The sequence below is a fragment of the Arthrobacter sp. MYb214 genome (genome assembly GCF_002979865.1).
Taxonomy (GTDB): Bacteria; Actinomycetota; Actinomycetes; order Actinomycetales; family Micrococcaceae; genus Glutamicibacter.
Genome location: NZ_PCPZ01000011.1, coordinates 1 through 26,306, shown reverse-complemented (window position 1 = coordinate 26,306; position 26,306 = coordinate 1). Strand labels below are relative to the sequence as shown.

At 62.8% G+C, this 26,306-nt stretch carries 24 protein-coding genes, 1 pseudogene and 1 riboswitch; of the genes and pseudogenes, 17 read left to right on the top strand and 8 right to left on the bottom strand.

Features of this window, described 5'->3' with window-relative positions:
• Window positions 1-6: 6 nt before the first annotated feature.
• Window positions 7-495 (bottom strand): AMIN-like domain-containing (lipo)protein, encoded by a 489-nt coding sequence (locus CQ012_RS17165; protein ID WP_105659106.1) that lies wholly within the window; start codon window positions 493-495, stop codon window positions 7-9.
• 268 nt (window positions 496-763) lie between these two features.
• Here CQ012_RS17165 and CQ012_RS17160 point away from each other — a divergent pair, with 268 nt between their 5' ends.
• Complete coding sequence (locus tag CQ012_RS17160; protein WP_105659092.1) at window positions 764-1,858, top strand: mechanosensitive ion channel family protein; 1,095 nt, start codon at window positions 764-766, stop codon at window positions 1,856-1,858.
• Window positions 1,859-1,927: 69 nt separating this feature from the next.
• Here the strand turns inward: CQ012_RS17160 and CQ012_RS17155 are convergent, their stop codons facing one another.
• Window positions 1,928-2,572 carry a YqaJ viral recombinase family protein gene (locus tag CQ012_RS17155; RefSeq protein ID WP_286134416.1) on the bottom strand — a complete coding sequence of 215 codons (645 nt, stop codon included), beginning with the start codon at window positions 2,570-2,572 and terminating at the stop codon, window positions 1,928-1,930.
• Between the two features lie 64 nt (window positions 2,573-2,636).
• On the bottom strand, window positions 2,637-2,897 hold the full coding sequence (locus CQ012_RS17150) for a glutaredoxin family protein (RefSeq protein WP_105659091.1): 261 nt from the start codon (window positions 2,895-2,897) through the stop codon (window positions 2,637-2,639).
• A 132-nt stretch (window positions 2,898-3,029) separates the two neighbouring features.
• On the opposite strand from CQ012_RS17150, the gene CQ012_RS17145 reads away from it, so the two are divergent.
• The 3 genes from CQ012_RS17145 (at window position 3,030) to CQ012_RS17135 (ending at window position 6,344) form a co-directional block, all read left to right on the top strand.
• Complete coding sequence (locus CQ012_RS17145) at window positions 3,030-3,773, top strand: ABC transporter ATP-binding protein (protein ID WP_105662723.1); 744 nt, start codon at window positions 3,030-3,032, stop codon at window positions 3,771-3,773.
• On the top strand, window positions 3,770-5,095 hold the full coding sequence (locus CQ012_RS17140; protein WP_105659089.1) for an FtsX-like permease family protein: 1,326 nt from the start codon (window positions 3,770-3,772) through the stop codon (window positions 5,093-5,095). Before CQ012_RS17145 ends, CQ012_RS17140 begins: the two co-directional genes overlap by 4 nt.
• Window positions 5,096-5,285: 190 nt before the next feature.
• Window positions 5,286-6,344 carry an ABC transporter substrate-binding protein gene (locus tag CQ012_RS17135; protein WP_105659088.1) on the top strand — a complete coding sequence of 353 codons (1,059 nt, stop codon included), beginning with the start codon at window positions 5,286-5,288 and terminating at the stop codon, window positions 6,342-6,344.
• A 6-nt stretch (window positions 6,345-6,350) separates the two neighbouring features.
• Here the strand turns inward: CQ012_RS17135 and CQ012_RS17130 are convergent, their stop codons facing one another.
• Complete coding sequence (locus tag CQ012_RS17130; protein ID WP_105659087.1) at window positions 6,351-7,151, bottom strand: MBL fold metallo-hydrolase; 801 nt, start codon at window positions 7,149-7,151, stop codon at window positions 6,351-6,353.
• A 20-nt stretch (window positions 7,152-7,171) separates the two neighbouring features.
• On the opposite strand from CQ012_RS17130, the gene CQ012_RS17125 reads away from it, so the two are divergent.
• From CQ012_RS17125 to CQ012_RS17115, 3 genes are read left to right on the top strand one after another with little or no spacing between them, the layout of a single operon-like run.
• Window positions 7,172-8,221, top strand: a complete 1,050-nt coding sequence (locus CQ012_RS17125) for a FecCD family ABC transporter permease (protein ID WP_105659086.1) — start codon at window positions 7,172-7,174, stop codon at window positions 8,219-8,221.
• Window positions 8,218-9,324, top strand: a complete 1,107-nt coding sequence (locus CQ012_RS17120; protein ID WP_286134415.1) for a FecCD family ABC transporter permease — start codon at window positions 8,218-8,220, stop codon at window positions 9,322-9,324. Before CQ012_RS17125 ends, CQ012_RS17120 begins: the two co-directional genes overlap by 4 nt.
• 3 nt (window positions 9,325-9,327) lie before the next feature.
• On the top strand, window positions 9,328-11,235 hold the full coding sequence (locus CQ012_RS17115; protein WP_105659085.1) for an SIP domain-containing protein: 1,908 nt from the start codon (window positions 9,328-9,330) through the stop codon (window positions 11,233-11,235).
• A gap of 75 nt (window positions 11,236-11,310) precedes the next feature.
• Here CQ012_RS17115 and CQ012_RS17110 read toward each other — a convergent pair whose 3' ends face one another.
• The gene (locus CQ012_RS17110) at window positions 11,311-11,703 is read right to left on the bottom strand and encodes a MarR family winged helix-turn-helix transcriptional regulator (RefSeq protein WP_181148955.1); all 393 of its coding nucleotides are present in this window, start codon (window positions 11,701-11,703) and stop codon (window positions 11,311-11,313) included.
• 191 nt (window positions 11,704-11,894) lie between these two features.
• On the opposite strand from CQ012_RS17110, the gene CQ012_RS17105 reads away from it, so the two are divergent.
• Window positions 11,895-13,739: an ABC transporter ATP-binding protein gene (locus tag CQ012_RS17105; RefSeq protein ID WP_105662722.1), complete on the top strand. Its 1,845-nt coding sequence runs from the start codon at window positions 11,895-11,897 to the stop codon at window positions 13,737-13,739.
• On the opposite strand, the gene CQ012_RS17100 is transcribed toward CQ012_RS17105, so the two are convergent.
• A complete protein-coding gene (locus CQ012_RS17100) occupies window positions 13,736-14,221 on the bottom strand; it encodes a MarR family winged helix-turn-helix transcriptional regulator (RefSeq protein WP_105659082.1) in 486 nt (161 codons plus the stop codon). The genes CQ012_RS17105 and CQ012_RS17100 overlap by 4 nt on opposite strands.
• Before the next feature lie 142 nt (window positions 14,222-14,363).
• On the opposite strand from CQ012_RS17100, the gene CQ012_RS17095 reads away from it, so the two are divergent.
• Both CQ012_RS17095 and CQ012_RS17090 read left to right on the top strand, forming a co-directional pair.
• A complete protein-coding gene (locus CQ012_RS17095) occupies window positions 14,364-14,939 on the top strand; it encodes an NADPH-dependent FMN reductase (RefSeq protein ID WP_105659081.1) in 576 nt (191 codons plus the stop codon).
• 123 nt (window positions 14,940-15,062) lie between these two features.
• Entirely contained in the window at window positions 15,063-16,172 is a 1,110-nt protein-coding gene (locus tag CQ012_RS17090; protein WP_105659080.1) for a glutathione S-transferase family protein, read from the top strand.
• A gap of 69 nt (window positions 16,173-16,241) precedes the next feature.
• Here CQ012_RS17090 and CQ012_RS17085 read toward each other — a convergent pair whose 3' ends face one another.
• Window positions 16,242-16,550, bottom strand: a complete 309-nt coding sequence (locus CQ012_RS17085) for a hypothetical protein (protein WP_105659079.1) — start codon at window positions 16,548-16,550, stop codon at window positions 16,242-16,244.
• Window positions 16,551-16,667: 117 nt separating this feature from the next.
• On the opposite strand from CQ012_RS17085, the gene CQ012_RS17080 reads away from it, so the two are divergent.
• Window positions 16,668-17,597: an RNase H family protein gene (locus CQ012_RS17080; RefSeq protein ID WP_105659078.1), complete on the top strand. Its 930-nt coding sequence runs from the start codon at window positions 16,668-16,670 to the stop codon at window positions 17,595-17,597.
• A gap of 63 nt (window positions 17,598-17,660) precedes the next feature.
• Here the strand turns inward: CQ012_RS17080 and CQ012_RS17075 are convergent, their stop codons facing one another.
• The gene (locus CQ012_RS17075; protein WP_105659077.1) at window positions 17,661-19,109 is read right to left on the bottom strand and encodes an APC family permease; all 1,449 of its coding nucleotides are present in this window, start codon (window positions 19,107-19,109) and stop codon (window positions 17,661-17,663) included.
• Window positions 19,110-19,374: 265 nt separating this feature from the next.
• Here CQ012_RS17075 and CQ012_RS17070 point away from each other — a divergent pair, with 265 nt between their 5' ends.
• The 6 genes and pseudogenes from CQ012_RS17070 to CQ012_RS17945 all read left to right on the top strand — a co-directional run.
• Window positions 19,375-20,547 (top strand): serine hydrolase domain-containing protein, encoded by a 1,173-nt coding sequence (locus CQ012_RS17070; RefSeq protein ID WP_105659076.1) that lies wholly within the window; start codon window positions 19,375-19,377, stop codon window positions 20,545-20,547.
• Window positions 20,548-20,594: 47 nt separating this feature from the next.
• Window positions 20,595-21,371: an SGNH/GDSL hydrolase family protein gene (locus CQ012_RS17065; RefSeq protein WP_105659103.1), complete on the top strand. Its 777-nt coding sequence runs from the start codon at window positions 20,595-20,597 to the stop codon at window positions 21,369-21,371.
• Between the two features lie 102 nt (window positions 21,372-21,473).
• A riboswitch (glycine riboswitch) is annotated at window positions 21,474-21,571 on the top strand.
• A gap of 164 nt (window positions 21,572-21,735) precedes the next feature.
• The gene (gcvP, locus tag CQ012_RS17060; RefSeq protein ID WP_105659075.1) at window positions 21,736-24,582 is read left to right on the top strand and encodes an aminomethyl-transferring glycine dehydrogenase; all 2,847 of its coding nucleotides are present in this window, start codon (window positions 21,736-21,738) and stop codon (window positions 24,580-24,582) included.
• Between the two features lie 13 nt (window positions 24,583-24,595).
• The gene (gene gcvT, locus CQ012_RS17055; RefSeq protein WP_105659074.1) at window positions 24,596-25,723 is read left to right on the top strand and encodes a glycine cleavage system aminomethyltransferase GcvT; all 1,128 of its coding nucleotides are present in this window, start codon (window positions 24,596-24,598) and stop codon (window positions 25,721-25,723) included.
• A 60-nt stretch (window positions 25,724-25,783) separates the two neighbouring features.
• Window positions 25,784-26,164, top strand: coding sequence for a glycine cleavage system protein GcvH (gcvH, locus tag CQ012_RS17050; protein ID WP_105659073.1), 381 nt, complete (start codon window positions 25,784-25,786; stop codon window positions 26,162-26,164).
• A pseudogene (locus tag CQ012_RS17945) lies at window positions 26,164-26,306 on the top strand (serine hydroxymethyltransferase); the annotation flags it as partial. The gene gcvH and the pseudogene CQ012_RS17945, both read left to right, overlap by 1 nt.

Below are 26,306 nucleotides of genomic sequence, written 5' to 3'. Positions count from 1 at the left end.
CCTTCTTTACCAATGGTGCGCAACATCGATGACCAAGCGTGAACCGTCGCCAGGTCCAGGCAGCGCGAACACGCGCATGGGCAGCTGTGCCCTGGTCGAGAGCCCCACTTTGGTTTGGCCTTCAAAGCTGCCCAGCCACACCAATTGGCGGAACGTCGTGTAGCCCAGAGTCTTCACTTCGGCGCCCGGGTTGAAATCCTCGGTTGCCGGGGCCTGCACCAGGATTTCCAGGTTGGCACCGCCAGTGGTGTCCACCTGCAGGCCGGAACCGATTCCGGTCAGTTCGCTGACATACCTGGCTGAATGGCTGGCAGCTGGTCCTGCGAGATCGATGACCAGCCGGTCAAAGCACAGGTGCCGTCCGGACCGAAGATTTTCCACTGCGGAATGCGTGGACAAGGAGCTGGTTTTGGCCAAGGATCCCCAATAAACCGTTGGGCAGGAAGCAGACGCGAGGGCGGCCGGAGCGGGGGCCGCCGCGGAAGCGGGCGTCATCACGAGCAAGGCTGCCGCCACCGTGCCTAGAACGATTCCAATTTTTCCGTGGCGCATATGGATCACCGTCTCTCTTGGTTTGCGCCCGCAGGCAGAGCGGACTGCCAGTGAATCAACTAAAGGCCTGGAATGCGGCAAGCGCAAGGGCAGAAAAGAATTGGAACCACTCTGAGACGCTTCTGCAATGGAGCCGGAGAACTCCCGGGCCGTAGGGCGGAAGGCAGGTTCCACACAGCATTTATTTAGCGCCATATGACATGCTTTAAACATGTCACCTACCCCCGTTGAACCCATCGGCGAAACCGTCGAGGAAGTCATTACAGCCTCAAGCTTCCTCCCCGAATCGTTGCAATTTTGGGTTGTCCTGCTCATCGGTGCGCTCGTAGCCGCAATCCTGGCGTTTGTTTTCAGCGGCGTTGCCCGCCGCGTGCTGCGCCGGATCGGCGTGGACGAAGCCGACGTGAAAGCCACCAGATTCCCGTTCTTCGGCCTGGTTACCTCGATTATTGCCAAGTCGGCCTTCGCGGTCTTCTATCGAGAACGCACTTGGTACAACCCCTGGCAGTTCGCCATCCTGATCATTCTGGTCTTCTTCCTCACCTGGTTCATCATCAAGCTGGTGCGCGTGATTGAGACCGGCATGATGGCACGCTTCGAGGTGAGATTCGGTCCAGGGCGCAGGCTGGCCAAGGTCCAGACGCAGGTCGGCCTGATGCGACGGGTACTGGTTGCGGTGCTCTGCATCATTGCAATCGCCGCGGTGCTGCTGACGATCGAGCAAGTCAGGGCGCTGGGCGCCGGCCTGTTGGCCTCGGCTGGCCTGGCTTCGGTGGTCGTTGGCCTGGCCGTGCAGTCAACCTTGGCGAACGTATTTGCCGGCTTGCAAGTGGCCTTTACCGACTCGATTCGCGTGGACGACACGGTGGTAGTCGAGGGGGAACGCGGCACGGTAGAGGAGATCACCCTCTCCTACGTCGTGGTGCACCTGATCGACGGGCGCCGGATGATCCTGCCATCGACCTACTTCACCACGACGCCGTTTGAGAACTGGTCGCGGCGCAGCACGGAGATCTCCGGAAACGTAGCACTGCAGCTGAAGCTCAATGCGCCGATTTCCTACCTGCGCCAGCGCAGCAGCGAACTGCTTGAAGCCTCCGACTGGTGGGATGGCCGGGACAATGAGCTGCTCGTGACCGACGCGCAAAACGGCTTGCAAACAGTGACCATTTATTTATCCGCGCGCAACGCCGGGGACCTGTGGAACCTGCGCAATATGCTTCGGGAGAAGCTGCTGGCCGAGCTGGTGGAAAACTACCCTGATTGCCTGCCGGATCCCCGGATGATTCCAAGCAACCCGGTCTAGCGGCATAACGGAAGCCGCTGATCCCAGTACTGTGAACTGGGATCAGCGGCTTTTGCCGTTTCCGGGGACTTAGAGCCGCAACGCAGCGGGTCCGTAGTCGTTGTAGCGCTCCTGGCGGGCCGTCGCTTCGCGCAATGCGGAGATGAGCGACTCGGCCTTGCCAATGAGATCCTGGATCAAATCATCGTCGCGTTCCACCCAAAGGTATTCGGGAACCGCGCGCACCGGCACGAAATTATCGTGCTCTTCCCAAACGAACAACGTGCGTTCGGCCCCGATCACATGCTGCTGCCAGAGCACCTGGCGCAGGTAGCTCTTGGGGATCTTCTTGAAGGGCTTGTTGGTGGTCTTGATTTCAGCCAAAACCGGAACTCCCGATGCATCGAAACCCAAGCCATCGGGAGTCGCCAGATGGAGTCTCGAATGCTGCGAGTGGAAGAGCTGGGAGGAGGGGAAAATATTGAAATTCTCTTGGACCCAGGCAGCGATGACCGGTTCGCGCTTGCGCCCGTGATCGGTGTAGGGATTGCCGGAGAAGCCATTGCCGTATAGCTTGTCCCATGCGGCGTTCTTGATGGACTTCTCGGTGGACAACTTGGCCACGTCCGTTGCGGTGATGCCCTGGGCCCGTGCGCGGAGCCACTCAATGCGGTTGGAAGAGTCGGCTAGAACACGTTCGAAGCATTCATGTTGGACGCCGGGCACAGTAATCACTTGACCTATTCTTCCCCATGAATGGGCAAGAACCGTGCACCTTGGGCTTCGAGCTGGCGTGAGACTAGTCGCTGGCTTCAGCGATAGCGCTCAACAGCTGATTGATAGTCGGTGTCTGGCTGGCACGGAATTTCTCCGTGCCTTCCTGCAATAGCCGAATGACCGGGGTGCTGGTGATTCCCATTTCCTCGCCGCGCTCCACCTGCTCCACGACATTGATCTCCTCGACCTCCAACGCGGGCAGCAGTTCCTGCACGCGGGCGACAGCCAGCCGCGTGCGCACGCACGGTGCGCAGAATGGTTGCGTATACAGTTCCAGCTTCATCTGTTGCCTACTGCTCCTGCTGTCGTCGTGAACTAGCTGCCGGCTGCTCCTACCGGGGGATGAGCCTGGCCGGAGGCTACTTGGAACCCTGTGCTGATGTGCGCGGGTGCCATTTGTTGAAAACATTGGATCATGCTTGAAAATTCCCTTGGCCAACCTCCCGTACTCGCCGCTCACGGACTCTACCGCAGCTTCGGTTCCACCACTGCACTGAACGGCGTCGATCTGCAGATTTCACTGGGCCAGTCCCTTGCCATCATGGGCCCCTCGGGTTCCGGAAAATCCACGCTGCTGCACGCCTTGGCCGGTATTGAACTTCCCGACGCCGGCAGCATCATGCTGAACATCCCGGGCCGAGCACCGGTGGATATCCAAGGGCTCAAGGATAAGGCGCGCACCAGGCTGCGCCGTGAATCCTTCGGCTTCGTCTTCCAATCCGGACTGCTGATTCCCGAGCTCACTGCCGAAGAGAACGTGGCCATGGCCTTGATGATCAACGGGGTGCCACGCAACGCCGCCATTTCCAGTGCCGGGGCCGCCCTGGCAGAACTGGGCCTGGCAGGAATGGAGCAACGCCGCATCGGCCAGCTCTCCGGCGGGCAGCAGCAACGAGTAGCCATCGCCCGCGCGCAGGTCACCGGGGCGATGATGGTCTTTGCCGATGAACCTACCGGCGCGCTGGATTCAACCACGGGCTTCGAAGTGCTGGAGATCTTGCTGCAATGCACCGTCGGTGCCGGAAAATCCCTGGTGATGGTGACCCATGATCCCAATGTCGCCGCGCGCTGCGACCGTGTAGTGCAGCTGCAGGACGGCCAGCTGATCAGCGACAGCCTGCACCCATCGGCCACCGTGGATGGCGGTGCCCAGAAGTGAATATCCTGCACCTGTCATGGATGCTTGGCCGGCCGGCGAAGTCCCGGCTGGCACCACAGGTCCTGACCGCCAGCGCCTACGCCATGGTCAGCGCGATCCTGCTGATCGTGCTGGGAGGCGCCTACTCCTTTACCAGTTTCGAATCCGCGGCCCAGGGGATGTACCTGCCATTGGCAGCCTTCGCCGTGGTGCTTCTGGTAGTCCCATTGCTGGTGCTGGGATCGGCCGCTGCCCGGCTCTCCGCGCGGTCCAATGACCGCGCCCTGTCGTCCTTGCGCTTGCTCGGCGCGACCGGGGCGCAGATCGGCCTCGTGGCCGTGCTGCAAGCCGCCGGCACGGCGTTGGCCGGCGCACTCGCCGGAATCGTGCTCTACCTCCTGGCCGCACCATTGGCTTCGCTGATTCCGTTCCAAGGTGCGCCGATCGGTTCGGCCATCTATTTGCCGCTGTGGGTGCTGGCGATAGCAGTAGTCGCTGTCGTGCTCCTCTCGGCAGGCAGTGCGGCTGCCGGCTTGCGCAAATTGGTGATCACCCCGTTGGCGGTGGCAACCCGCAGCACGGTGCCCACCCCCAGCTGGCTGCGCGCGGTGATCACCCTTGCCGGCATTCTGGTGCTGTACATGGTGTTCTCCAACATGGGCCAGTTCGTGCAGTCCATCGCCGCGATCATCGCAGTGGTGGTTGGCGGTTTCGGCTTCGGCCTGCTGGTGATGAACCTGGTCGGTCCGTATCTGGTGGCGAAGGTGGGCAAGGCCAAGCTGCGCAAGGCCAGAACTCCGCAAGAGCTGCTGGCGGCCCGCATGATCCTGGAAAGCCCTGCCGAATCCTGGCGCCAGGTATCCGGGGTTGCCATGGCTTCGTTCGTCGCGGTGGTGGGCGGCAGCGGGGCCGCCTTGATGGAGCTGACCGGAAGCGAACTCGATCAGGGCACCTGGCTGGAGCATGTGCCGGCCGATGTCACCACCGGCGTGCTGGTGACCTTGGCGATCAGCTTCATCTGCGTGGCCGCTTCGGCGGCGATCTCCCAAAGCGCCAGTACCCTGGATCGCGCTGAGCTGTATCGCGGGCTGAACCGGTTGGGCATGCCCTACGAAACGATGAATGCCGCGCGCACCAAATCGATCATGATCCCGGCGCTGGCTGCCTCGATCGGTTTCGCCATTGCCTCCACGGTGCTCGTGCTGCCCCTGGCCGGGGCCGCCATCCTGCTCAAGCCGCTGACGGTCATCACGGTAATTGTCTCCGTATTACTCGGCTTGCTGCTGGTGCGGGGAGCAATTTTGGTGGCTGATCCGCGGAAGCTGCTAGCAACTAGAGAATAAAGTCTCTGGTCAGCCCACCGAAAAAACCGCCCGATTTGGTTAGGGTCACTTCAGGGTCGGTGATTAGGGACGTTTCGTGTTGCGTAATGCGCAGAGAAACGCGTATCGTGGCATACGGCCCGGATAGGCTTGCCTAACCTAGCTAAACAAAACGTTGACAGAACCTCGCATAGTCTGGAATCACCGACCCATGAAAAATTCACGTCGCGCCGGAATTTTCGCCGCTTCAACTGCCATCCTCGCCTTGGGCCTGACCGCCTGCGGCGCGTCGAGCAACTCCGCGGATCCGTCGGCTGACACTTCAGCCAAGGCCGCAGAAGACTTCACTCCGGTCACCATCGAGAACATCTATGGTGAAACCACGATCGAAAAAGTCCCGGAACGCATTGCGACCATCTCGTGGGTCAACGCAGATACCCTGCTGGCTCTGGATACCGTGCCGGTCGGCATGGACACCGACACCTACGGCATGAACGAGAACAACTCCACCGCATGGAAGGACGCCGCTCTGGAAGAGCAGGGCGCTTCCATCGGCTCCGAGAAGGCGCCCGTGCAGTACAAGGTGGGCGATGACATCGACTACACCGGCATCGCCGCCAGCAAGCCCCAGGTCATCTTCGCTCCATACTCGGGGTTGAAGAAGGAACAGTACGAGAAGCTGCAGGAAATCGCTCCGGTCGTTGGCCCCATCGAGCCTAACTACCTGACCAGCTGGGAACAGGTCACCGAAGTTGCCGGCCAGATGCTGGGCAAGGAAGAAGAAGCCGACGCCCTGATCGAAGAGATCGAAGGCAAGCTGGCCAAGGTCGGCGAAGACAACCCAGCGCTGAAGGACACCACCTTCATCGCAGCTGACCTCTCGGCGCCGGATACCGCCTACATCTACTCCGAAGGCGACACCCGCCCGCGCTTCCTGAGCGCACTGGGCATGACCCAGGCCGACTACGTGCAGAAGAATGCCGCCAAGGACACCTTCTTCTTCACCGTGTCGCCGGAAAAGGTCAACGAGTGGGATTCGGACATCGTCTTCGCTTCGGCTGTTGCGGGCAACACCATGGAAGATGTCGTCAAGGGCCAGCCGCTCTACGGCCAGATCCCTGCCGCGAAGAACGATGCCGTGGCGCTGCCAGGCACCGATGAAGCAACACTGGCGATCTCCGCGGCTTCGCCGCTGTCCATCGAATGGGCACTGGATAACGTAGTTCCAGGCATCGTCAAGGCTGCTGAAAACGCAGCTGCCGCGAAGTAGCTCCGGCTAGGGATTCACTGACAGATAGTGCAATTGGGCTTCCAGGGAATGGGTAGCTGCGCCCACCAAGCGCGCATCGAGGTCGGGGTAGACATGCTCCAGCAATTCAGCTGGCTGCGTGTGGACCCCGGCCTTGCCGAGTTTCTGCAAAGCCGCACGCACCTGGTCCAGCCGCGCATGCCGATGCTTGATGTACATCTGCAGCAGCGGATGCGAGGAATCATGCTGCTCGCCGTGCGCCGGATGCAAAGCCATATCGGGCAGCGCGAGCAGCCGCTGCAAGGAATCCAGGTAGTCGGCCAATGTGCCGTCCGGGTGTTCCAAGATGGTGGTGCCCCGGCCCAGCACCGTATCCCCGGTGAACAAGTGGGCAGCCCCGCCCTGGCGGATGAAGCACACCGAGTCCGAGGTGTGGCCAGGGGTAAAAACCACCTGGATGCTGGCCCCGGCGGCGCTGATCGTTTCGCCATCGGTGAAGACCGGGGCATCCCGGCAGTACTGCTCCAGCATGGCACGCACCGGCGCACCGGTCATCCCGTAGAGCGCATCGATGCCTCCCGTGTGATCGGCATGCCGATGGGTAACGAGCACCAGCTGGATGTCGAAGGCCGCCAAGGCCTGCAGATGGTCCTCGAGCCCAGGGCCCGGATCAATCAGGACGACCGGAGTTCCAGGAACAAGTTCGTCCACAGCAGGGTCGAACAGCAGATAGGAATTAGTCCCGTCCAACGTCATTTCAGAAGGGTTCTGCGCGCGAAGCAGGCCGATGCCTGGAGCGATAATAGTGGGCAAGGGAAGAAGAGCCATAGCAATGAGTGTAGGAACCAATGACCGCGACTGAAAGTATTACGCGCCAAGCACCGGGGGCCAAGTCGCCAAAAGCCGGCCGGAAGCTCGGCGCCTTGCTGCTCCTTGCCCTGTTGCTCGGGCTGGCGCTATTCGCTTCGCTGCTGCTGGGCGCGCGAAACGTCTCGATGGGCACCGTGATCGATGCCATCTGGAATTTCGACCCGTCCAATGGCGACCAGGGCGTGGTCGCGTCCCGCTTCGCCCGCACCATCGGAGCCATCGTGGTTGGCGCTGCCCTGGGTTTGGCAGGCGCCGGACTGCAGGGCCTGACCCGCAACCCGCTGGCCGATACCGGGATCCTGGGCTTGAACGCCGGATCCTCCATGGCCGTGGTGCTGGCGATCGCCTTCCTGGGCGTCAGCTCCCTGGCTGGAATCATGGTGGCCGCCTTCCTCGGCGCTGCTGGGGTGATGGCCCTGGTTTATCTCGTGGCCAACGTGGGCCGTGAAGGCGCCACGCCCATTAAGCTTGCGCTGGGCGGTGCCGCCATGGCTGTGGGCGTGGGCGCGATTACCAATGCGATCCTGATGATTTCCGATGCCACCATGGACCGTTTCCGCATGTGGCAGATCGGCACGTTATCCAGCAGCGGCATCGACACCTTCCTCGGGGCCATTCCCGTGGTGGCCGCCGGCGCACTGATCGTGCTGTCCACCGCCAAGGTATCCAATGCCGTGTCCATGGGCGATGACACCGCGATCGCCTTGGGCTTCAACTTGAACCGCGCCCGGCTGATCGGCTCCATCGGTGTGGTCATTCTCGCTGGCACCGCCACCGCCGTGGCCGGGCCCATCGCCTTCGTCGGCCTGATGATCCCGCATGCCGTGCGCTTGCTGGTCGGTTCCGACTACCGCTGGCTGATGCCAGCGAGCCTGATCGCCGGGCCGATCCTGCTCTTGCTGGCTGATACGGTGGGACGAATCATCGCCCCGCCCAGCGAGATCCAAGTAGGCGTCATGTGCGCCATGCTGGGTGGACCGATCTTCATCATCATGATGCGCAGCGGCATGAAGTCGGTGAGCCTGTGAGCACGAGCGAAATGGCAGCAGCGAACATGACCCAGCCCCGCAGCACCACGGAAACGGCCGGACCGGCGACGGCCCCGGCCTCGAAAGCCGCACCGGCGCTGGCAGCCCGCCGCAGATCCCGGGTGCGCCGCACCGCCTTGTGGATGGCCCTGGCCCTGGTGCTCGCCGTGGCGGCCTACCTGTTCTGGGGGCGGGACCGCCTTCCAGCTGCCGAAGTCTTCCAGGTTCTCAGCGGTGAAAAGGTGCCGGGCACCAGTTTCATCATCATGTCCGACCGCCTGCCGCGCATCGCGGTGGGTGCCCTGGCCGGTGCCGGCCTGGGCATTTCCGGTGCCTTGTTCCAGCGCTGGCTGGGCAACCCGCTGGCCAGTCCCGACGTGATCGGCGTGGGCTACGGCGCATCGGCGGCCGCGGTTTTCGCGATGATCACCCTTGGCTATACCGACTGGAAGCTCAACGCCTTCGCACTGGCCGGCGGGCTGCTGGTCGCTGCATTGATCTACTGGCTCTCGGCCTCGGGCAAGCGGACCGGTCCCCGGCTGATCCTGGCGGGCCTGGCCATCGGCGCGATGCTCCAGGCGCTGATCCAGTACCTGCTGACCCAGGCGCAGGTGAATACGGCCAGCGATGTGATGCACTGGCTGACGGGTTCACTGGCCTCGAGCAACTGGGAGAATGCGCTGCTGCTTTTGGCGTCCCTTGGCGCCATCGGCATCCTGTTGCTGCCCCTGGTGCTTCGCCAACTGAAAATGCTGGAGCTGGGCGAGGACACCGCGGCGGCCCTGGGGCTGCACGTGGGCTGGGCCCGGTCGATCTTGGTCTTTGTTGCGGTGGCCATGGGCGCCTTGCCGATTGCGGTCACCGGGCCGATGGCGTTCGTTGCCTTCCTGGCCGGCCCGATTACTGCCGCGCTGACCCGCGGCCCGATCAACATCCTGCTTTCCGGCCTGACGGGGGCAACGCTGGTGACTGTTGCCAATTTCTTTGCCGCGAACCTGTTCGCGGATCTTTCGCTGCCGGTGGGCGTTATCACCGGCGCATTCGGTGCACCCTTCCTGATTTGGATTCTGGTGCGCGCAAACTCAACTGGAAGCGGGGCATAACCCATGGCCACTTTGCAGGCAAGCGATCTGACCCTGGCCTATGACAAGGTCACCATCGTCGACGAGCTGTCGCTGGATATCCCTGCCGGGCAGGTGAGCATCGTCGTCGGGGCCAACGGTTGCGGCAAGTCCACCCTGCTGCGCGCACTGTCGCGGTTGCTCAAGCCAGCCGGGGGCCAGGTGCTCCTGGACGGCGCGGACATCCACTCCAAGCCGGCCAAGGAAGTCGCCAAGACCCTGGGCTTGCTGCCGCAATCGCCCACCGCGCCGGACGGCATCACCGCCCGCGAGCTGATCAGCCGCGGCCGCTACCCGCACCAGGGCCTGTTCAAGCGCTTCTCTGCCGAGGACGAGGCAGCGGTTAATCGCGCCATGGAGCTGACCGGCACCACCGAGCTGGCCGACCGCTCGGTGGACGAGCTCTCCGGCGGTCAGCGCCAGCGCGTCTGGATCGCCATGGCCCTGGCGCAGGAGACCGACCTGCTGCTGCTCGACGAGCCGACCACCTTCCTGGACGTGGCGCACCAGCTCGAAGTCCTGGATGTGGTCAGCGAGCTGAATCGCAGCCGCGGGATCACCGTCGTGATCGTGCTGCACGATTTGAACCTGGCCGCCCGCTACGCCGACTACCTGGTGGCGCTGCGCCACGGCAAGATCTACGCTGCCGGCCATCCCAACGATGTGGTCACCGAAAAGACCGTCAAGGATGTTTTCGGCATGCCCAGCCGCGTGATCCCCGACCCGGTGGGCGGCACTCCGCTGGTGCTTCCCATTGGCCGCCACCGGGTGCTGCGCACCGAGCAGGTGCTGGCTTCCCAGGGCATTTTCCGTACCGAAGCTTCTGCGAAGAAAACTGCGGTGAAGCAGGCGGCAAATGTGAAGCAAGCTGCCCAAGCAGCCGCCGCGCTTGATCCGCAATCGGAGCGCCCGGCCCATGAGCATGTGCCGACGTTGGCCTTTGATACCACTGTGGTCAATAGCCAGCAGCTCGCGCCATCCTTCCGCCGGGTGACCGTCAGCGGCGAGGACCTGGAGTACTTCGGCACCAACAGCCACCCGCTGGATATGCGCATCAAGCTCTTGCTGCCACCGGCCGGCGGTACTGCGTTGACCGACGAGATCGCCTCGATGCGACCCGGGGCGATGACCAGTCCTGCCGAGCAGCAGGGCTGGTACAAGCGCTGGTTGTCGATTGATCCCGATACCCGCGGCCACATGCGCACCTATACCGTGCGGGCCTTCCGCGAAGCCGGGCACCGGGACAATATCGGGGCCACAGCCGAGCTGGATATCGACTTCGTGATGCACGGGCACATGGTTGACGGCCAGCTCCAGGGCGGGCCGGCTACGGAGTTCGGCGACCGGGCCAAGGTGGGCGACCAGCTGTTGCTGCTGGGCCCGAACAAGACCCTGAACGACTCCAGCTACGGCGGTATCGAGTTCCGCCGCGGCGAGGCAACCCGCGTGGTGCTGGCCGGTGACGAAACCGCCGCCCCGGCGATTTGCGCCATCCTCGAAGCCTTGCCCTCCAACGTCACCGGCCATGCGCTGATCGAGGTCCCGGAGACCACGGATATCCTCGGTGCCTCCACCCGCTCCGGCGTCTCGGTGCAGTGGCTGACCCGTGGCAGCCATGAGCACGGCGAATTGCTGCAGTCGGCATTGCGCCAGGTAGTCGCGATTCCAGCAGCCGGCGTGGTCCATACCAACGCCGAGCCGGAAGATATCGATGTTGATGCGGACATCCTGTGGGAGACGGGCCAGGAAAATTCCGCACCGTTCTACGCCTGGATTGCCGGTGAAGCCGGCACGGTCAAGGAAATGCGCCGTTATCTGGTGCGCGATGCCGGCGTGGACCGCAAGCAGGTAGCCTTCATGGGCTACTGGCGCCGCGGGAAGACCGAGAACTAGCCAGCAGCGGCAACCAGCGCGCGAGGCCCCGGCACGCATATGCCGGGGCCTCGGGTTCTATCCGCTAGCTGGCAGCTAGTTTTCTTTCGCCGGGTTCTTGCAAGCGCCGCGCACCGGCCGCGGGTTCTCGCGGTCCAGGATTGCCAGCAGCCGGGTGAGCTCGGCGCGGTCCTCGTCGCCGAGCTTGTCGAAATAGCCGTCCATGCTCGAACGGCGCAATTCGGCGAGCTCGCCGAGCTGGGCGCGGCCCGTGGCACTGAGCGCAATCAACGTGGCGCGGCGATCGGCCGGATCGGGGGTGCGCACGACAAGCTCCTTGGCTTCCAGCTGGTCGACTACCTCGGTGGTCGAGCGCGCGGCGATGTGCAGCTGTTCTGCGAGCTGCGAGTTGCGCAGCCCGATCCTATCGGCCCGGGACAGCAAGGTCAGCACCCTCGATTGGTGCGGAGTGATGCCCAGGGGAGTCAAGCTGTCCCTCCATCTGCCGCGAAGCATGCCTGAAGCGTGGAGGAAAAGATCTGCCAAGTCAGGCTTGGGCTCTTCGTTCTGCATATGTTCAAGGATAGTGTGTTTCTGGGAACAATTTCAAGATGCAACCACATAGTGAGGTTCCCTCTGTTATTCTGGACTTGAGATATCCAGAGGTAGAGGGGGAGTCCATGAGCGCAATGGGAATGCCGGGGCCGCATCCGGGCGGTGGCGGGCAAGGACGGTCCGGCAACGCCGCCCGGGACAAGCAGCGGCTCACCGAGCATCCGGTGTCCCTGGCGCGCATCGCCGCGCTCTTCCGGCCCCATCTGGGGTCGGTGATTGCGGTCATGGCGCTGATCGTGGCAGCGTCGGTCATCGGCCTGGCCCAGCCGTTCATCATCCGCGAACTCATTGATGACGCGATTCCCAACAGCAATATCCGATTGCTGCTCTTGGGTGCCGGGGGACTGGTGCTGATCTCCCTGGCTACCGCGATTCTGGAAGTCGTCCAGACCTGGCGGGCAACCCTGATGGGCGAACGCGTCATGCATGGCCTGCGGACCGGGCTGTTCACGCACCTGCAGAAGCAATCCCTGGGATTCTTCACCAACTCGCGCTCCGGGGACGTGCAGTCGCGCCTGGTCAACGACGTGGGGCAGATGCAATCGGTGATTACCAATTCGGCCACGAGCATTGCCTCGAACCTGACCACCGTTGTGGCCACCGCCTGCGCGATGGTGGCGATCTCGTGGAAACTGAGCTTGATCTCATTGGTCGTGCTGCCGCCAGCGGTGCTGCTTGCCAAGCAAACCGCGAAACTGCGCCGCGCCGTGACAGGAAAGCGCCAGCGCGAGATGTCGAACCTGGCTTCGCTGATCGACGAGCGCCTGAGCATCTCCGGGGTCCGCCTGGCCAAGATCATGGGCACCGGAGCCGCTGATGCGGCGGCCTTCGGAGAGTCCAGCCACAAGCTCATCGACCTGGAAATGAAAAGCGCTTTGGCCGGGCGTTGGCGCATGGCCACGATGAGCATCATTTTCGCGGCCATCCCCGCGGTGCTGTACATCGTGGCGGGGCTGCCCGCCACCGGGCAGGGAATGAGCATCGGCACCTTGGTGGCCTTTACCGGGCTGCAGGCCGGAATCTTCCGTCCGGTCATGGGCATGATGCAGATTTCGGTCCAGTGGGTCTCGGCCTTGGCCTTGTTCAGCCGCGTCTTCGAATACCTGGATACGGACCAGGCGCTGCCGGTACCCCAGCGGCCGCGAGCGGTCGAACCCGGGAAGCTGCGTGGCGAAGTGCAATTGCGCAATGTCAGCTTCCGCTACCCCGAGGCTGACCGCGCCACCCTGGAACAGCTGGATTTGACCCTGGAGGCGGGAACAATGACCGCGGTTGTCGGTTCCACCGGTTCGGGAAAGTCCACCCTGGGGTCCTTGCTGCCCCGGCTGCTTGACCCTACCGAGGGCCAGGTATTGCTCGACGGCATTGACCTGAAGGAATTCGATCCTGAAGGCATCGCCCAGGCGGTCTCCGTCGTTGCCCAGGAAAGCTACCTGCTGCATGCTTCGATTCGGGAGAACCTCCTGTGGGCAGCGCCCCAGGCCACCGAGGAAGAGCTCTGGCAGGCGCTGGAAGCCGCGCAGATTGCGCAGCTGGTCCGCAGCCTGCCGCAGGGCCTGGAAACCCAGGTGGGGCAGCGCGGCCACCGTTTCTCCGGTGGCGAGCAGCAGCGGCTGGCCATTGCCCGCACCATGCTGCGCAAACCCAAGGTCCTGGTGCTCGATGAGGCGACCAGTGCCCTGGATACGGTCACCGAAGCTTTGGTGCAGCGGGCGCTGGACGAGCTCGCACTGGGGCGAACCACCTTGCTGATCGCGCACCGGTTGAGCACCGTGATGCGAGCGGACCGCATCGTCGTGCTAGAAGCTGGCCGGATTGCCGAAGCGGGAACTTTTGACGAGCTGGTCCAGCTTGGCGGGCAATTCGCCCAGCTGGTAGCCAAGAGCGAACTGGCCGAACGAGCCAGCTAGCACTGGCCATCTTTCAGTCCCTGCTTTTCCAGCGAGGCCAGGATCTTCGGCAGCGCCGATTCCAATGCCGTGCGTTCGGAAGGGCTCAGGGAATCGAAAATGGTTTCACGCACGAAGCTCACGTGGGTTGGCGCGGCTTCCTCAATGGTCTTGCGCCCCTGGGCGGTGAGCGTAATCTGGTGCCCGCGCCGGTCGGTCTCATCTGAGCAGCGGCTGACCAGGCCCTTGGCTTCCATGCGGCGCAGCAGGTGGGAGAGGCGCGAGCGGTCCCAGCGCAATGCGGTCGCCACGTCGGCCGGGCGTAGACTTGGTTCGGTTGTTTCCGAAAGCACAGCCAGCACCGAGTATTCACCGGAGAGCATGTTCGAATCGCGCAGCAGCTGGCGATCCATGCCGCTGGGGAACTGCCAGAGGAACTCGCGTATGGTGCGCCAGAGGTCCTGCTCGCTGTCGGTGAGCCAGCGGGTCTCTTCGCTCTTCATTCTCTTTCCTAACCATGTTGTCCCCAGGGAGGGGCATTCAAAATATTGTTGACGTATCAATCATCTCCTGTATAGTGGGATTTAGCAAGAGAAGATGACGTGTCAACTACATTGTTGGCCGGAGAACTCCAAGGAGAGCAACTTGTCGAAGATCGCTATCGTTACCGGTTCCACCCGTCCAGGACGTGTCAACCAGGGCGTCGCCCAATGGGTGCTGGCCAGGGCCCAGGAATTCGGTGGTGCCGACTACGAGCTGGTGGACATCGTTGATTTCAACCTGCCGATGCTCGACGAGCCGTTCCCGGCCGCCTACCAGAACTACCAGAACGGGCACACCAAGACCTTCGCCGCCAAGATGAGCGAATTCGATGGATACATTTTCATTGTTGGCGAGTACAACCACTCCGTCCAGCCTGCATTGGCCAACGCACTGAGCTACCTGAATGCAGAGCTGAATAACAAGGCCGCCGGCATGGTCGGATACGGCTCCGCCATGGGCTCGCGTGCCGTCGAGCACCTGCGCGGGATCCTCTCTGAACTGCAGATCGCCCACGTGCAGAAAACCGGCATGTTCTCGCTATTCTCCGACTTCGAGAACTTCTCGGCTTTCGCTCCGACCGAACGGTCGGCCAACAGCGTGCAGCCCATGCTTGAACAGGTGCTCGCCTGGAGCAAGGCGATGCGCACCGTGCGCGAAGGCGCCACGGTCAACGCCTAGATCGGGTTGAAATCGGCGGGGAGTGGAAAAGTGCATTGTGCCATTTCCATACCTGCCCAACTGCCATAGTCTCGATGTGAATGGTTTATGCACGGGACTTCAAAATTCTTTGGAAGGAATGCGATGAGCGAGGAATATTCGACCAAGGGCGCCTACGTCACCGGCGGAGAATTCACCCGGGACACCAATTACATCCAGGACCGCATCGTCGCTGATGCCAGCGCCGAGCACTATGGCGAGGGAAACAGCCACAGCAAGATCGGGCATCCCAACGCGGGGCTTTCGGACGGGGCCCGGCTTTGGCCGGTGGAAGCTGGCCGCTACCATCTGGTCGCAGCCCGCGCGTGCCCCTGGGCCAACCGCACCCTGATCGTTCGCCGCCTGCTGGGCTTGGAAGACGCGCTGTCCGTCGGACTGCCCGGCCCAACCCACGACGCACGCAGCTGGACCTTTGACCTGGACCCCGGGGGCAAGGACCCTGTCCTGGGTACCGAGCGGGTCCAGGAGAACTACTTCAAGCGCTTTGCCGACTATCCACGCGGCATCACCGTGCCGGCAATCGTCGATATCCCCACCGGTGCGGTTGTCACCAATGACTACCCGCAGATCACCTGGGACATGTCCACGCAGTGGAAGGAGTTCCACCGGGAAGGCACCCCGGACCTCATTGCGCAGGACCAGCTCGATGAAATGCTTCCGCTGATCAAGCGGATTTTCACCGAGGTCAACAACGGCGTCTACCGTGCCGGGTTCGCCGGGGACCAGCAGGCCTACAACGATGCCTACGACCGGTTATTCGCCACCTTGGACTACCTCGAAGACCGGCTGGGCACCCGCCGCTTCCTGATGGGTGATCACATCACCGAGGCCGATGTCCGGCTGTTCACCACGCTGGTTCGATTCGACCCGGTCTACCATGGCCACTTCAAGGCCAACCGCAACAAGCTCATCGACATGCCGAACCTCTGGGGCTATGCGCGGGACTTGTTCCAGACCCCGGGTTTCGGCGACACCATCGACTTCGAGCAGATCAAGGCGCACTACTACGTGGTTCATGAGGACATCAACCCGACCCGGATCATCCCGAAGGGGCCGGAGTTGGCGAACTGGCTCGAAGCGCCGGGCCGAGATGAGCTGGCCGAGAACGGTCCGTTCCTGAACGGTACGGCACCGGGCGAAGTCCGGGCTGACGAGCGAGTCCAAGCCGGGCACAACCCGTTGTACCCCGCCTAGGCGCGCTGGCGATCCACGGCGGATCGGCTCAGGAGCCCGCTATTTCGAGGGGTCCTGGGCCGATCTGTCCTATTCGAAATCGAAGCCTTGCCCCTCGCAAGCTTCCTGGAAAGCGGCCAAGTCAATAATCCGGGGATCCCCCGATTCATCGGCGGCCACCGCAGCGCTGATCTGTTCGGTGGAAGCCTTCGCCCCATGATCAGCGGCTTTCTGCATATTCGTTGCGCCGATGCCCTCGGGGTCAACCAGGCCCCCGCCAAAATGCAAGCAGGCGGTATGGCCCTGGGGATCGAGTTGGCGCAGCTCGTCGACCGAGGGGCCAGCGCATGCGGACAGGACCAGAACCAGGGTAGCCAATACAGGCAGGATTTTCTTCACATCCCAATCCTAGGCCTGGACCTGGCTGGATGCTGTGATCCATTGTGCAAGTATTCGCTGGCGACATGGCCCAATGCATGGAACCGAGTGCGGGCGTCAACGTGGCAGGATTAAAGCATGACGATCATTGCAGCTGCGGATGGATCAGCCCTAGGAAACCCCGGACCGGCAGGTTGGGCCTGGTATGTGGACCAGGACAACTGGGCCGCTGGCGGTTGGGACCACGGAACCAACAACATGGGGGAGCTCCAAGCGGTGCTCGAACTCTTCCGGGCCACCGAGCACCTGCCAGAAGAAGAACTCAGAATCCTGTGCGATTCGCAGTATGCGATCAACTGCATCAGCAAGTGGATGCCGGGTTGGAAGAAGAAGGGCTGGAAAAAGGCCGACGGCAAACCGGTCTTGAACCAGGACATCCTCAAGGAACTTGACCGGGCCATTGCCGGGCGCAAGTACACCTTCGAGTGGGTCAAGGGCCATGCCGGACATGAGCTGAATGAAGCTGCTGACGGCCATGCGCGTGCGGCTGCGACCGCGCACCAGCAGGGCTCTGCAGTAGAGGCCGGACCGGGCTACACTGCCGGCGGCGGCCCCGTGGCTTCCAATGCTCCAGCGGCTTCCCATGCTCCAGCGGCTGAAGATGCCGTGCTGGCACCCGGCGGGCAAACCGCCGCCGCACCGGAACCCGGCGTGGACATCGCGGCCACCGTCTTCGAACTGGAACAAGGTTTCCTCGACCCGCAGATCCGCACCAGTTTCGCGGAACTCAACGACTTCCTGCATCCGGGCTACCAGGAAGTGACTCGCCATGGCGGCCTGCTGGATGTGGCCACGGTCCGGACCATGCTGGAATCCGGGGCGAGCCTGCCCAGCACCGGTGCGGTGCAGGTCCTTGCGGCCCGGGAAGTGGATGCGCAAATGGTGCTTCTCGCTTACCGCATGAAGCCTGCAGAGGGCCCGGTGCTCGTCGTATCTTCCTGGTGGCAGAGCACCGAAGGCGGCCTGAAGCTTCGTTTCCGCCAGGAAACGGTCGAGCAGACCGCGTAGAAAACACGCTTAAAGCAGTGATGCCCGCCAAATGGCGGGCATCACTGCGTTAACGGGCTGGGATCAGTACTGTCCCGGGCGGGTTTCGATGACGCCCTTCTTGTAGTTGATCCGGTTGACCAACCAGGTCACGGCCCACAGCAGCACGCCGATGACCAGCAGCAGGCCGGCAATCTCGTACTGGACCCAGTCCTCGCGGGCGCGAGCCCACGGGCCGGCAAGGAACAAGCAGAAGAACACGCCGAGGATCGGGATGATCGTTGGAGCGCGGAACGAATCGGGTTCCGGCTTGTCGCGGCGCAGTACCAGCAGGGCTACGTTGACTACGGCGAACACGCACAACAGCAGCAGCGCGGTCGTGCCGCCCAGCGAGCCGACAATGCTGCTTCCGTTGCTCAGGTTCACGTAGACCACCAAGGCGATGGCCAGTCCGGTGCTGAACAGGATCGCAGCCCATGGCGAGCGTCGGGTCGAATGCACCTTGCCCAGGAACTGCGGTAGCACGCCTTGGCGGGCCATGCCGTAGAGCAGGCGGCTAGCCATCAGCATGTTCATCAGCGCGGTGTTAACCACCGCGAAGACGGTCAAGAAGGGGAAGATCGCGTCAACCGGCAGGTTCGGCAGGCCGATGCGCACAACATCCAGCAGGATGCCGGCATCCGGGTTCTTAGGGTTCAGCAGATCGCCGGTCGGAATCACCATGATGACGGTGACGGCCACCAGCATGTAGATCAAGGCGCAGATGCCCAAGCCGATGAGCATGATCTTCGGGAAGGTCTTGTTGGGATTCTTGGTTTCCTCAACCAGGTTCACCGAATCCTCGAAGCCCACCATCGCGAAGAACGCAATGGCAGTACCCATGGTCACGGCGGCGAAGACGCTGCGGTCGGTCGGGGTCTCGAAGACCACCAGGCGGGAAATGTCACCCTGGCCCGAGGCGATCACCGCGAAGCCGATGCCGATGATCGCGGCCATGATGGCCAGCGAAACTATGGTCAGCACGAGGTTGAACTTCACGCTCTCGCCTACGCCGCGGAAGTTGATCACGGCGAGGATCACGATGATTGCAATAGCTGCCCACATGCCCGCTTCCGGGGTGTTGGGAACACCGTCGACAAACTGGCCAATGCCAATGAGCAGGTTGCGCCCCACCAAAGTGGCCGAGGTGGCGGCACTGGTGATGCCCGAGCAAGCCACGGTGAACGCCACCAGGAAGGTGACGAAGTGGATGCCGAATGCCTTGTGGATGTACAAGGCGGCACCGGCCGCGTGCGGGTATTTGGTCACCAGTTCGAGGTAGCTGAAGGCGGTGAGGGTCGCGATCGTGAAAGCGATCAGGAACGGCAGCCAGGCGGCTCCGCCCACCTGGCCGGCAACTTTGCCGGTGATGGCGAAAATTCCGGCGCCGATGATATCGCCCATGATGAGGAATAGCAGCAGCTTCGGGCCAATCACCCTGCGGAGTTCTGTTTCTTTGCCGTCGGTAACGGCCGTGTCACTGTTCACAGTCATGCGATCGAGATCATCTCCTTCAATTTTGTAGGCAAACATTACAACTTTAGGGTCAGCGCATGAAGTGGGCAAACCGGCTTCAAGGCTGGCTCACAGAACTTGGGGTCCAGCGGTAGTGAAATGTCGATTAGTGGCTTAAACAAGCCAATGCTGTGAGCTGACGTACCTATATGCTAGGTGTCGGGTCAGCGTGTGGAACTACCGGGCCATGGGATCGAAGCGGTTAGGGTTAGTTGATGAGAGACAAGCACTTTGAAGGATTTAGATGCAATCGGTGATCACTGAAGAGTTCGCGCCCCTGGCGGAAGCACTAGAGGCGCGAGCCGCTGAGGAAGAAGGCTATTCGGCGCAGCTGGCCGTGTACCACCGCGGCGAATTGGTGCTCAGCCACAGCGTTGGCGAGCACCTCTCTGGTGACGCGCTGACCTGCGTCTTCTCCTGCACCAAGGGCCTGGGTGCGCTGGTCGTGGCACTGCTCGTGCAAGATGGGCTGATTGATCCGAACGCGCCAATGGCCACCTACTGGCCGGAATTCGGGGACAACGGGAAATCCCAGCTCACCGTCGGCGAGGTGCTCAGCCACCAAGCGGGAGTGCTGGGCGTGCCCGGGGGCGTTCCCAGCGAGATCCTCCTGAACTCCGCCGAATACGCCAAGGTGCTCGCTTCCATGCCAAGCGTCTGGCCGCTGGGCCAGCACATTGTCGGCTACCATGCGATCACCCTGGGCGTGCTCATGGAAGAACTGGTACGCCGGGTCACCGGCAAGGAACTGAAAGACGTCTTCGAGGAGCGCATCCGCAAGCCGCTGGGAGCCGAAGCCTACATCGGCCAGGACCCCGCGCTGGAATCGCGCTACCGCGATGTACTGCCGGGCGCTGACGCCGCACCGGAATTCTTCGATCCGTTCTCCCCGGCCGGGCTTTCGGTGAACTCGGCCTCCGGTTTCGCGCTGGAAAACGGCCCGGTCTACAACTGGCACGAACTGGCCAACGCGCCTCAGGTGCGCGAACTGGGCCCCGCATCCATGGGCGCGGTCGCCAATGCCCAAGGCCTGGCCGCAATCTATGCCGCCTCATTCGGTGCCGTGCCGGCACTGGGCGCCACCCGCGGATTCCTCACCGCCGACACCTGGTCCCAGGTTTCCACCGAGCTGGTCTACGGCCATGACCGGACCAACGGGCTGCTGCAGGCCTTCGCCCTGGGGTTCATGAAGGCCTCCGCGCGCAACAACTATGGATCGATTTTCGCCTACGGCCATGACGGTGCGAATTCCTCGCTGGCCTTCGCCGATCCAGCCCACCAGCTGGGCTTCGGTTTCATTCCCTCGCGCAATGAAGGCGCCAAGGAGATCTCCACCGGAGTCAAGCTCAGCCAGCTGGCCCGCCAGCTGATCATGCAGAAGAACATGTCGGCCCAGGCTGCCGGCAGCAACGCGTAGTAAACCCATCGGGAATGGAACGAAGCAGGAGCGAAGTGAAGAAGTTTGTGGCACTAGGTGACTCGTTCACCGAAGGCGTTGGCGATGTGGATCCGACCCGGCCCAACCAGGTCCGCGGCTGGGCGGACCGGGTTTCGGAAGTGCTCTGCGCCGAAGGCGAATGGGAATACGCCAACCTGGCGGTGCGCGGCAAGAAGATCGGGCAGGTGATCAACCAGCAGCTGGACCAGGCGCTCGCACTGGCCCCGGACCTGGTCACCATCTATGCCGGCGGCAATGACATCCTGCGCCCGAAGGCGGACCTGGATGCGCTGATGCGCGGCTATGAAGGCATGGTGAGCCGCTTTGCCGAAGCCGGAAGCGCGGTCGTGCTGTTCACCGGTTTCGACACCGTGGAATCACCGTTGTTCTCCAAGACCCGTCCGCGCACGGCCATTTACAACGAGAAGGTTCGCGAAATCGCGGACGAGTACGGTGCGGTGATCGCGGATTACTGGCGGTGGCGAGAATTCTCCGATCTGCGCTACTGGGCGGTGGATCGGCTGCACATGAACGAGCTGGGCCACACGCTGATGGCTTCGAAGGTCCTTGACGTGTTCGGCACCCATCGGATCACCGAGGGAAACTGGTCCTCCAGGATCCAGCAGCCGTCCCTGCCGGAACTGGCCGTGAACTCGCGCGGCGAAAAGCTGAAGCAGGAATTGGGCTGGGCCAGAGAGCATTTGGCTCCGTGGGTCAAGCGCCGGATCACCGGCACCTCGTCGGGTGATTCCTTGTCAGCGAAATATCCTGATTACATCCGTTTAACTGCCGACGCCAACTGAACGCATTTATGACTTTTCCGGACCCCGCTCCTGTTTGACCTTGGGGGCGGGGCAGGTAACATGGTGGTGTGCTGCAGGTCTCCGGCCGGCAGCGCGCGCCATAGACGGATGGCGGGAGAGTCCCGTTCACACCATGGACGGGCGCCGTAGGAGCAATTCCTCCCCAGGAAACTCTCAGGCACCCGTACCGCCATCATGAGGCAACTCTGGAAAGAAACCGGCCCGTTCCGGTTCACCGAAGGTGCAAGTGCCCGGCTTGGTTTGCTGGATGCGTAAAACTCTCAGGTTATGCAACAGGGATGGGGAGGTAAAAAGACCTTCCTTTGGCATGCGCCAAGACAGATCCCATGGAGATACCAGCACCATGACCATCACGCAGACTTCGGCACGAGCGAATACTGAATTCGTTTCACGCCATATCGGCCCACGTCCTTCCGACGTCACCACCATGCTTCAGACCCTGGGCTACGACAGCCTGGAAGAACTGATCGACACCGCCGTTCCGGCAGACATCCGCCAGGACTCCGCACTGGATATCCCAGACGCCCTGAGCGAAACCGAAGCCCTAGCCCACCTGCGTGCGCTTGCCTCGAAGAACGTCATGAAGACCCAGATGATCGGCCAGGGCTTCTACGACACCATCACCCCAGCTGTGATCCGCCGCAACATCGTGGAAAACCCAGCCTGGTACACCGCTTACACCCCGTACCAGCCGGAAATCTCCCAGGGCCGCCTCGAAGCCCTGCTGAACTTCCAGACCATGGTCATGGACCTGACCGGCCTGCCCATCGCCAACGCGTCGCTGCTGGACGAATCCTCCGCTGCCGCCGAAGCCGTGCTGATGATGCGCCGCGCCAACAAGAAGAAGTCCAAGGGCAAGACCGTGCTGGACTCCAACATCTTCCCGCAGACCCTCAAGGTCGTGCAGGGCCGCGCTGACGCGCTGGGCTTCGAAGTCGAGATTGCCGACCTTTCCGCAGGCTTGCCAGAGGGCGAGATCTCCGGCATTGTCCTGCAGCAGCCTGGCAACGACGGCTCGATCGCGGACCACGCTTCGATCATCGCCGCCGCCAAGGAAGCCGGCGCCATGGTTACCGTGATTGCCGACCTGCTGGCCCTGACCATGATCACCCCTCCGGGCGAGCAGGGTGCCGATATCGCCGTGGGCAACACCCAGCGATTCGGCGTGCCGCTGTTCTTCGGCGGACCGCACGCTGCCTACATGGCCGTGGCCGATGGCCTGACCCGTTCCATGCCAGGACGCCTGGTGGGCGTTTCGGCCGATGACGCCGGAGTCCCTGCCTACCGCTTGGCCCTGCAGACCCGCGAGCAGCACATCCGCCGCGAAAAGGCCACCTCCAACATCTGCACCGCACAGGCCCTGCTGGCCATCTGCGCTTCGATGTACGCGGTCTACCACGGCCCAGCCGGACTGAAGCAGATCGCCTCGCGCGCCAACAACCACGCCCGGGTGATCGCCAGCTCGCTGGTTTCCGGCGGCTACACCTTGGCTTCGGACTCCTTCTTCGACACCGTTGTGGTGAACGTCGAGAACGCCGATGCCATCATTGCCAAGGCCATCGAAGCAGGCATCAACCTGCGCAAGGTGGGCGAGACCCAGGTGGGCATCTCCACCGACGAGGCCACCACCTCGGGCGTAGTCAAGACCCTGCTTGAGGTCTTCGGCGCAGAGCTCTCGGCTCCGGAAGGCTTCGAGATCCCGGCAGGGCAGGTGCGCACCAGCGACTTCATGACCCACCCGATCTTCAACACCATCTCCTCCGAAACCCAGATGATGCGCTACCTGCGCCGGCTCTCGGACCGCGACCTGGCCCTGGACCGCACCATGATCCCGCTGGGTTCGTGCACCATGAAGCTGAACTCGGCCGCCGAAATGGAATCCATCACCTGGCCGGAATTCGCCTCGATCCACCCCTACGCGCCTGCAGCGCAGACCGAGGGCTGGCGCGAGCTGATCACCGACCTGGAAGGGCGCCTGACCGCAATCACCGGCTACGCTGGCGTTTCGATCCAGCCCAACGCCGGCTCGCAGGGCGAGTACGCGGGCCTGCTGGCCATTTCGGACTACCACCGTTCGCGCGGCGAAGGCCAGCGCGATCTGTGCCTGATTCCGGCCTCGGCCCACGGCACCAACGCCGCGTCGGCAGTGCTGGCCGGGATGCGCGTGGTGGTCGTGAAGACCGCAGCCGATGGCACCATCGACGCGAACGACCTGGATGCCAAGATCGAGGCCAACAAGGACGTCCTTGCAGCCATCATGATCACCTACCCATCCACCCACGGCGTCTACGACGCGGACGTGCGCGAGGTCTGCGACAAGGTCCACGCCGCCGGCGGCCAGGTGTACATCGATGGCGCGAACATGAACGCCATGGTTGGCTTGGCCCAGCCAGGCAAGTTCGGCGGCGACGTGTCGCACCTGAACCTGCACAAGACCTTCTGCATCCCGCACGGCGGTGGCGGTCCAGGCGTAGGCCCAATCGGCGTTGGCGAGCACCTGCTGCCATTCCTGCCAGGCGATGCTTCGGGCACCTACTCCGAGCGTGATGGCGTGCCGGTGGTGGCGACCGCTTTCGGCTCGGCCGGCGTCCTGCCGATCTCCTGGGCCTACATCGCGATGATGGGCGGGGACGGCTTGACCGAAGCCACCAAGCACGCGATCCTGAACGCGAACTACATTGCCAAGCGCCTGAACGAGCACTTCCCGGTACTGTTCACCGGCAACAAGGACCTGGTTGCCCACGAGTGCATCCTGGACCTGCGCGAACTGACCGCCAAGACCGGGGTCACCGCCGAGGACGTGGCCAAGCGCCTGATCGACTTCGGTTTCCACGCGCCGACCCTGTCCTTCCCTGTGGCAGGCACCCTGATGGTGGAGCCCACCGAATCCGAGGACCTGGCCGAGATCGAGCGCTTCATTGAAGCGATGATCACCATCCGCCAGGAAATGGACGAGGTCCTCTCCGGTGCCTACAGCATCGAGGAGTCCCCATTGCGCAACGCTCCGCACACGGTCTCCGCTGTGGTCAACAGCAAGTGGGACCGCAAGTACTCGGTCGAGCAGGCGGCCTTCCCGGTCCCGGCGCTGAAGTTCGACAAGTACTTCCCAACCGTGGGCCGCATCGACGGCGCCGGTGGCGACCGCAACCTGATCTGCTCCTGCCCGGCTCCCGAAGCCTTCGAAGACTAAGGAAGAGTTAGAGATGACTGAGACTACCCAAGCACTCAAGCACACCGCGCTGCACGCGCAGCACGAAGCTCTCGGCGCCAACTTCACCGACTTCGGCGGCTGGGACATGCCGTTGAAGTACGGATCGGAACTGGCAGAGCACAAGGCCGTGCGCTCCACCGCTGGCCTGTTCGACCTGTCCCACATGGGCGAGGTCTACCTCTCCGGCCCGGAAGCCGGCAAGGCGCTGAACACCGCCCTGGCAGGGAACCTGAGCATCATGAAGGTCGGCAAGGCGAAGTACTCGCTGATCCTTGACGCCGAGGGCAAGATCATCGACGACCTGATCGTCTACCGCCTGGAAGAGGAGAAGTTCCTCGTCGTGCCCAACGCCGGCAACGCTCCGGTGGTTGCCGCCGAGCTGGCTGCCCGCGCCGCCGGCTTCGACGTCGTCGTGGACGACGCTTCGGGCCGCCAGTCGCTGATCGCCGTCCAGGGACCGAACGCCGAGGCAATTGTGCGCAAGCTGGCCGCCGACGAGGCAACCGCCCAGGCGGTCACCGAACTGAAGTACTACGCTGCGGTGAAGGTGGTGCTCGGTGGCATCGACGTGCTGCTGGCCCGCACCGGCTACACCGGCGAAGACGGCTTCGAGCTGATCATCGAAAACGAGGATGCGGCAGCCCTCTGGGAAAAGAGCGTTGACGCCGGCAAGGACCACGAGCTGGTTCCTTGCGGCCTGGCCGCCCGCGACTCGCTGCGCCTTGAAGCCGGCATGCCGCTGTACGGCAACGAGCTGTCCCTGGAACGCACCCCGTTCGATGCCGGATTCGGCCCGGTGGTCTCCTTCAAGAAGGAAGAGGACTTCGTGGGCCGCGAAGCCCTGGAAGCGTTGCGCGGTGCGACCCCGCCACGCAAGCTCGTCGGCCTCAAGGGCCTGGGCAAGCGCGCCGGCCGCGGCGGCTACGCCATCGTCAAGGACGGCGCAACCATCGGTGAAATCACCTCCGGCCAGCCTTCGCCAACCCTGGGCTACCCGGTTGCACTGGGTTATGTCGACGCCGAATTCGGTGCAGTGGGAACCGAGCTGGAGGTAGACCTGCGTGGTAAGACTTTGCCTTTTGTCGTAGTCGAACTGCCGTTCTACACCCGAGCCAAGTAACGTTAAACATCAGTAGGGCTAAGCAAATCGCCCGCTAATTCCCTTGGGAGAGGAAATACCGTGAGTAAAGTTCTTTCGTCATTGCGCTACTCGGCCGAACACGAGTGGATCGATGCATCGTCCCCAGCAAAGATCGGCATCACCCAGGTTGCCGCCGACGCCCTGGGCGACGTGGTCTACGTCGACCTGCCAGAGGTCGGCGACTCCGTTACCGCAGGCGAGACCTGTGGCGAAGTCGAGTCCACCAAGTCGGTTTCCGACCTGTACTCGCCAGTGACCGGCACCATCGTTGCCATCAACGACGAGGCAGTGGACAACCCAGGCATCCTGAACGAAGACCCATACGGTGCCGGCTGGCTGTTCACCGTTGAGGTCGCCGAAGAGGGTCCGCTGCTTTCGGCAGCTGACTACGCAAGCGCGAACGGTGGAAACGTCGAGTAATGAGCAACCAGACTTTTGAATCCGTTGCCGCTGCAACGTTGACCCAGTCGCTGGCTTCGCTGGACCCGGAGATCGCGCAGCGTATTGACGCTGAGCTGGCTCGCCAGCAGCGCGGCCTGGAAATGATCGCTTCGGAGAACCA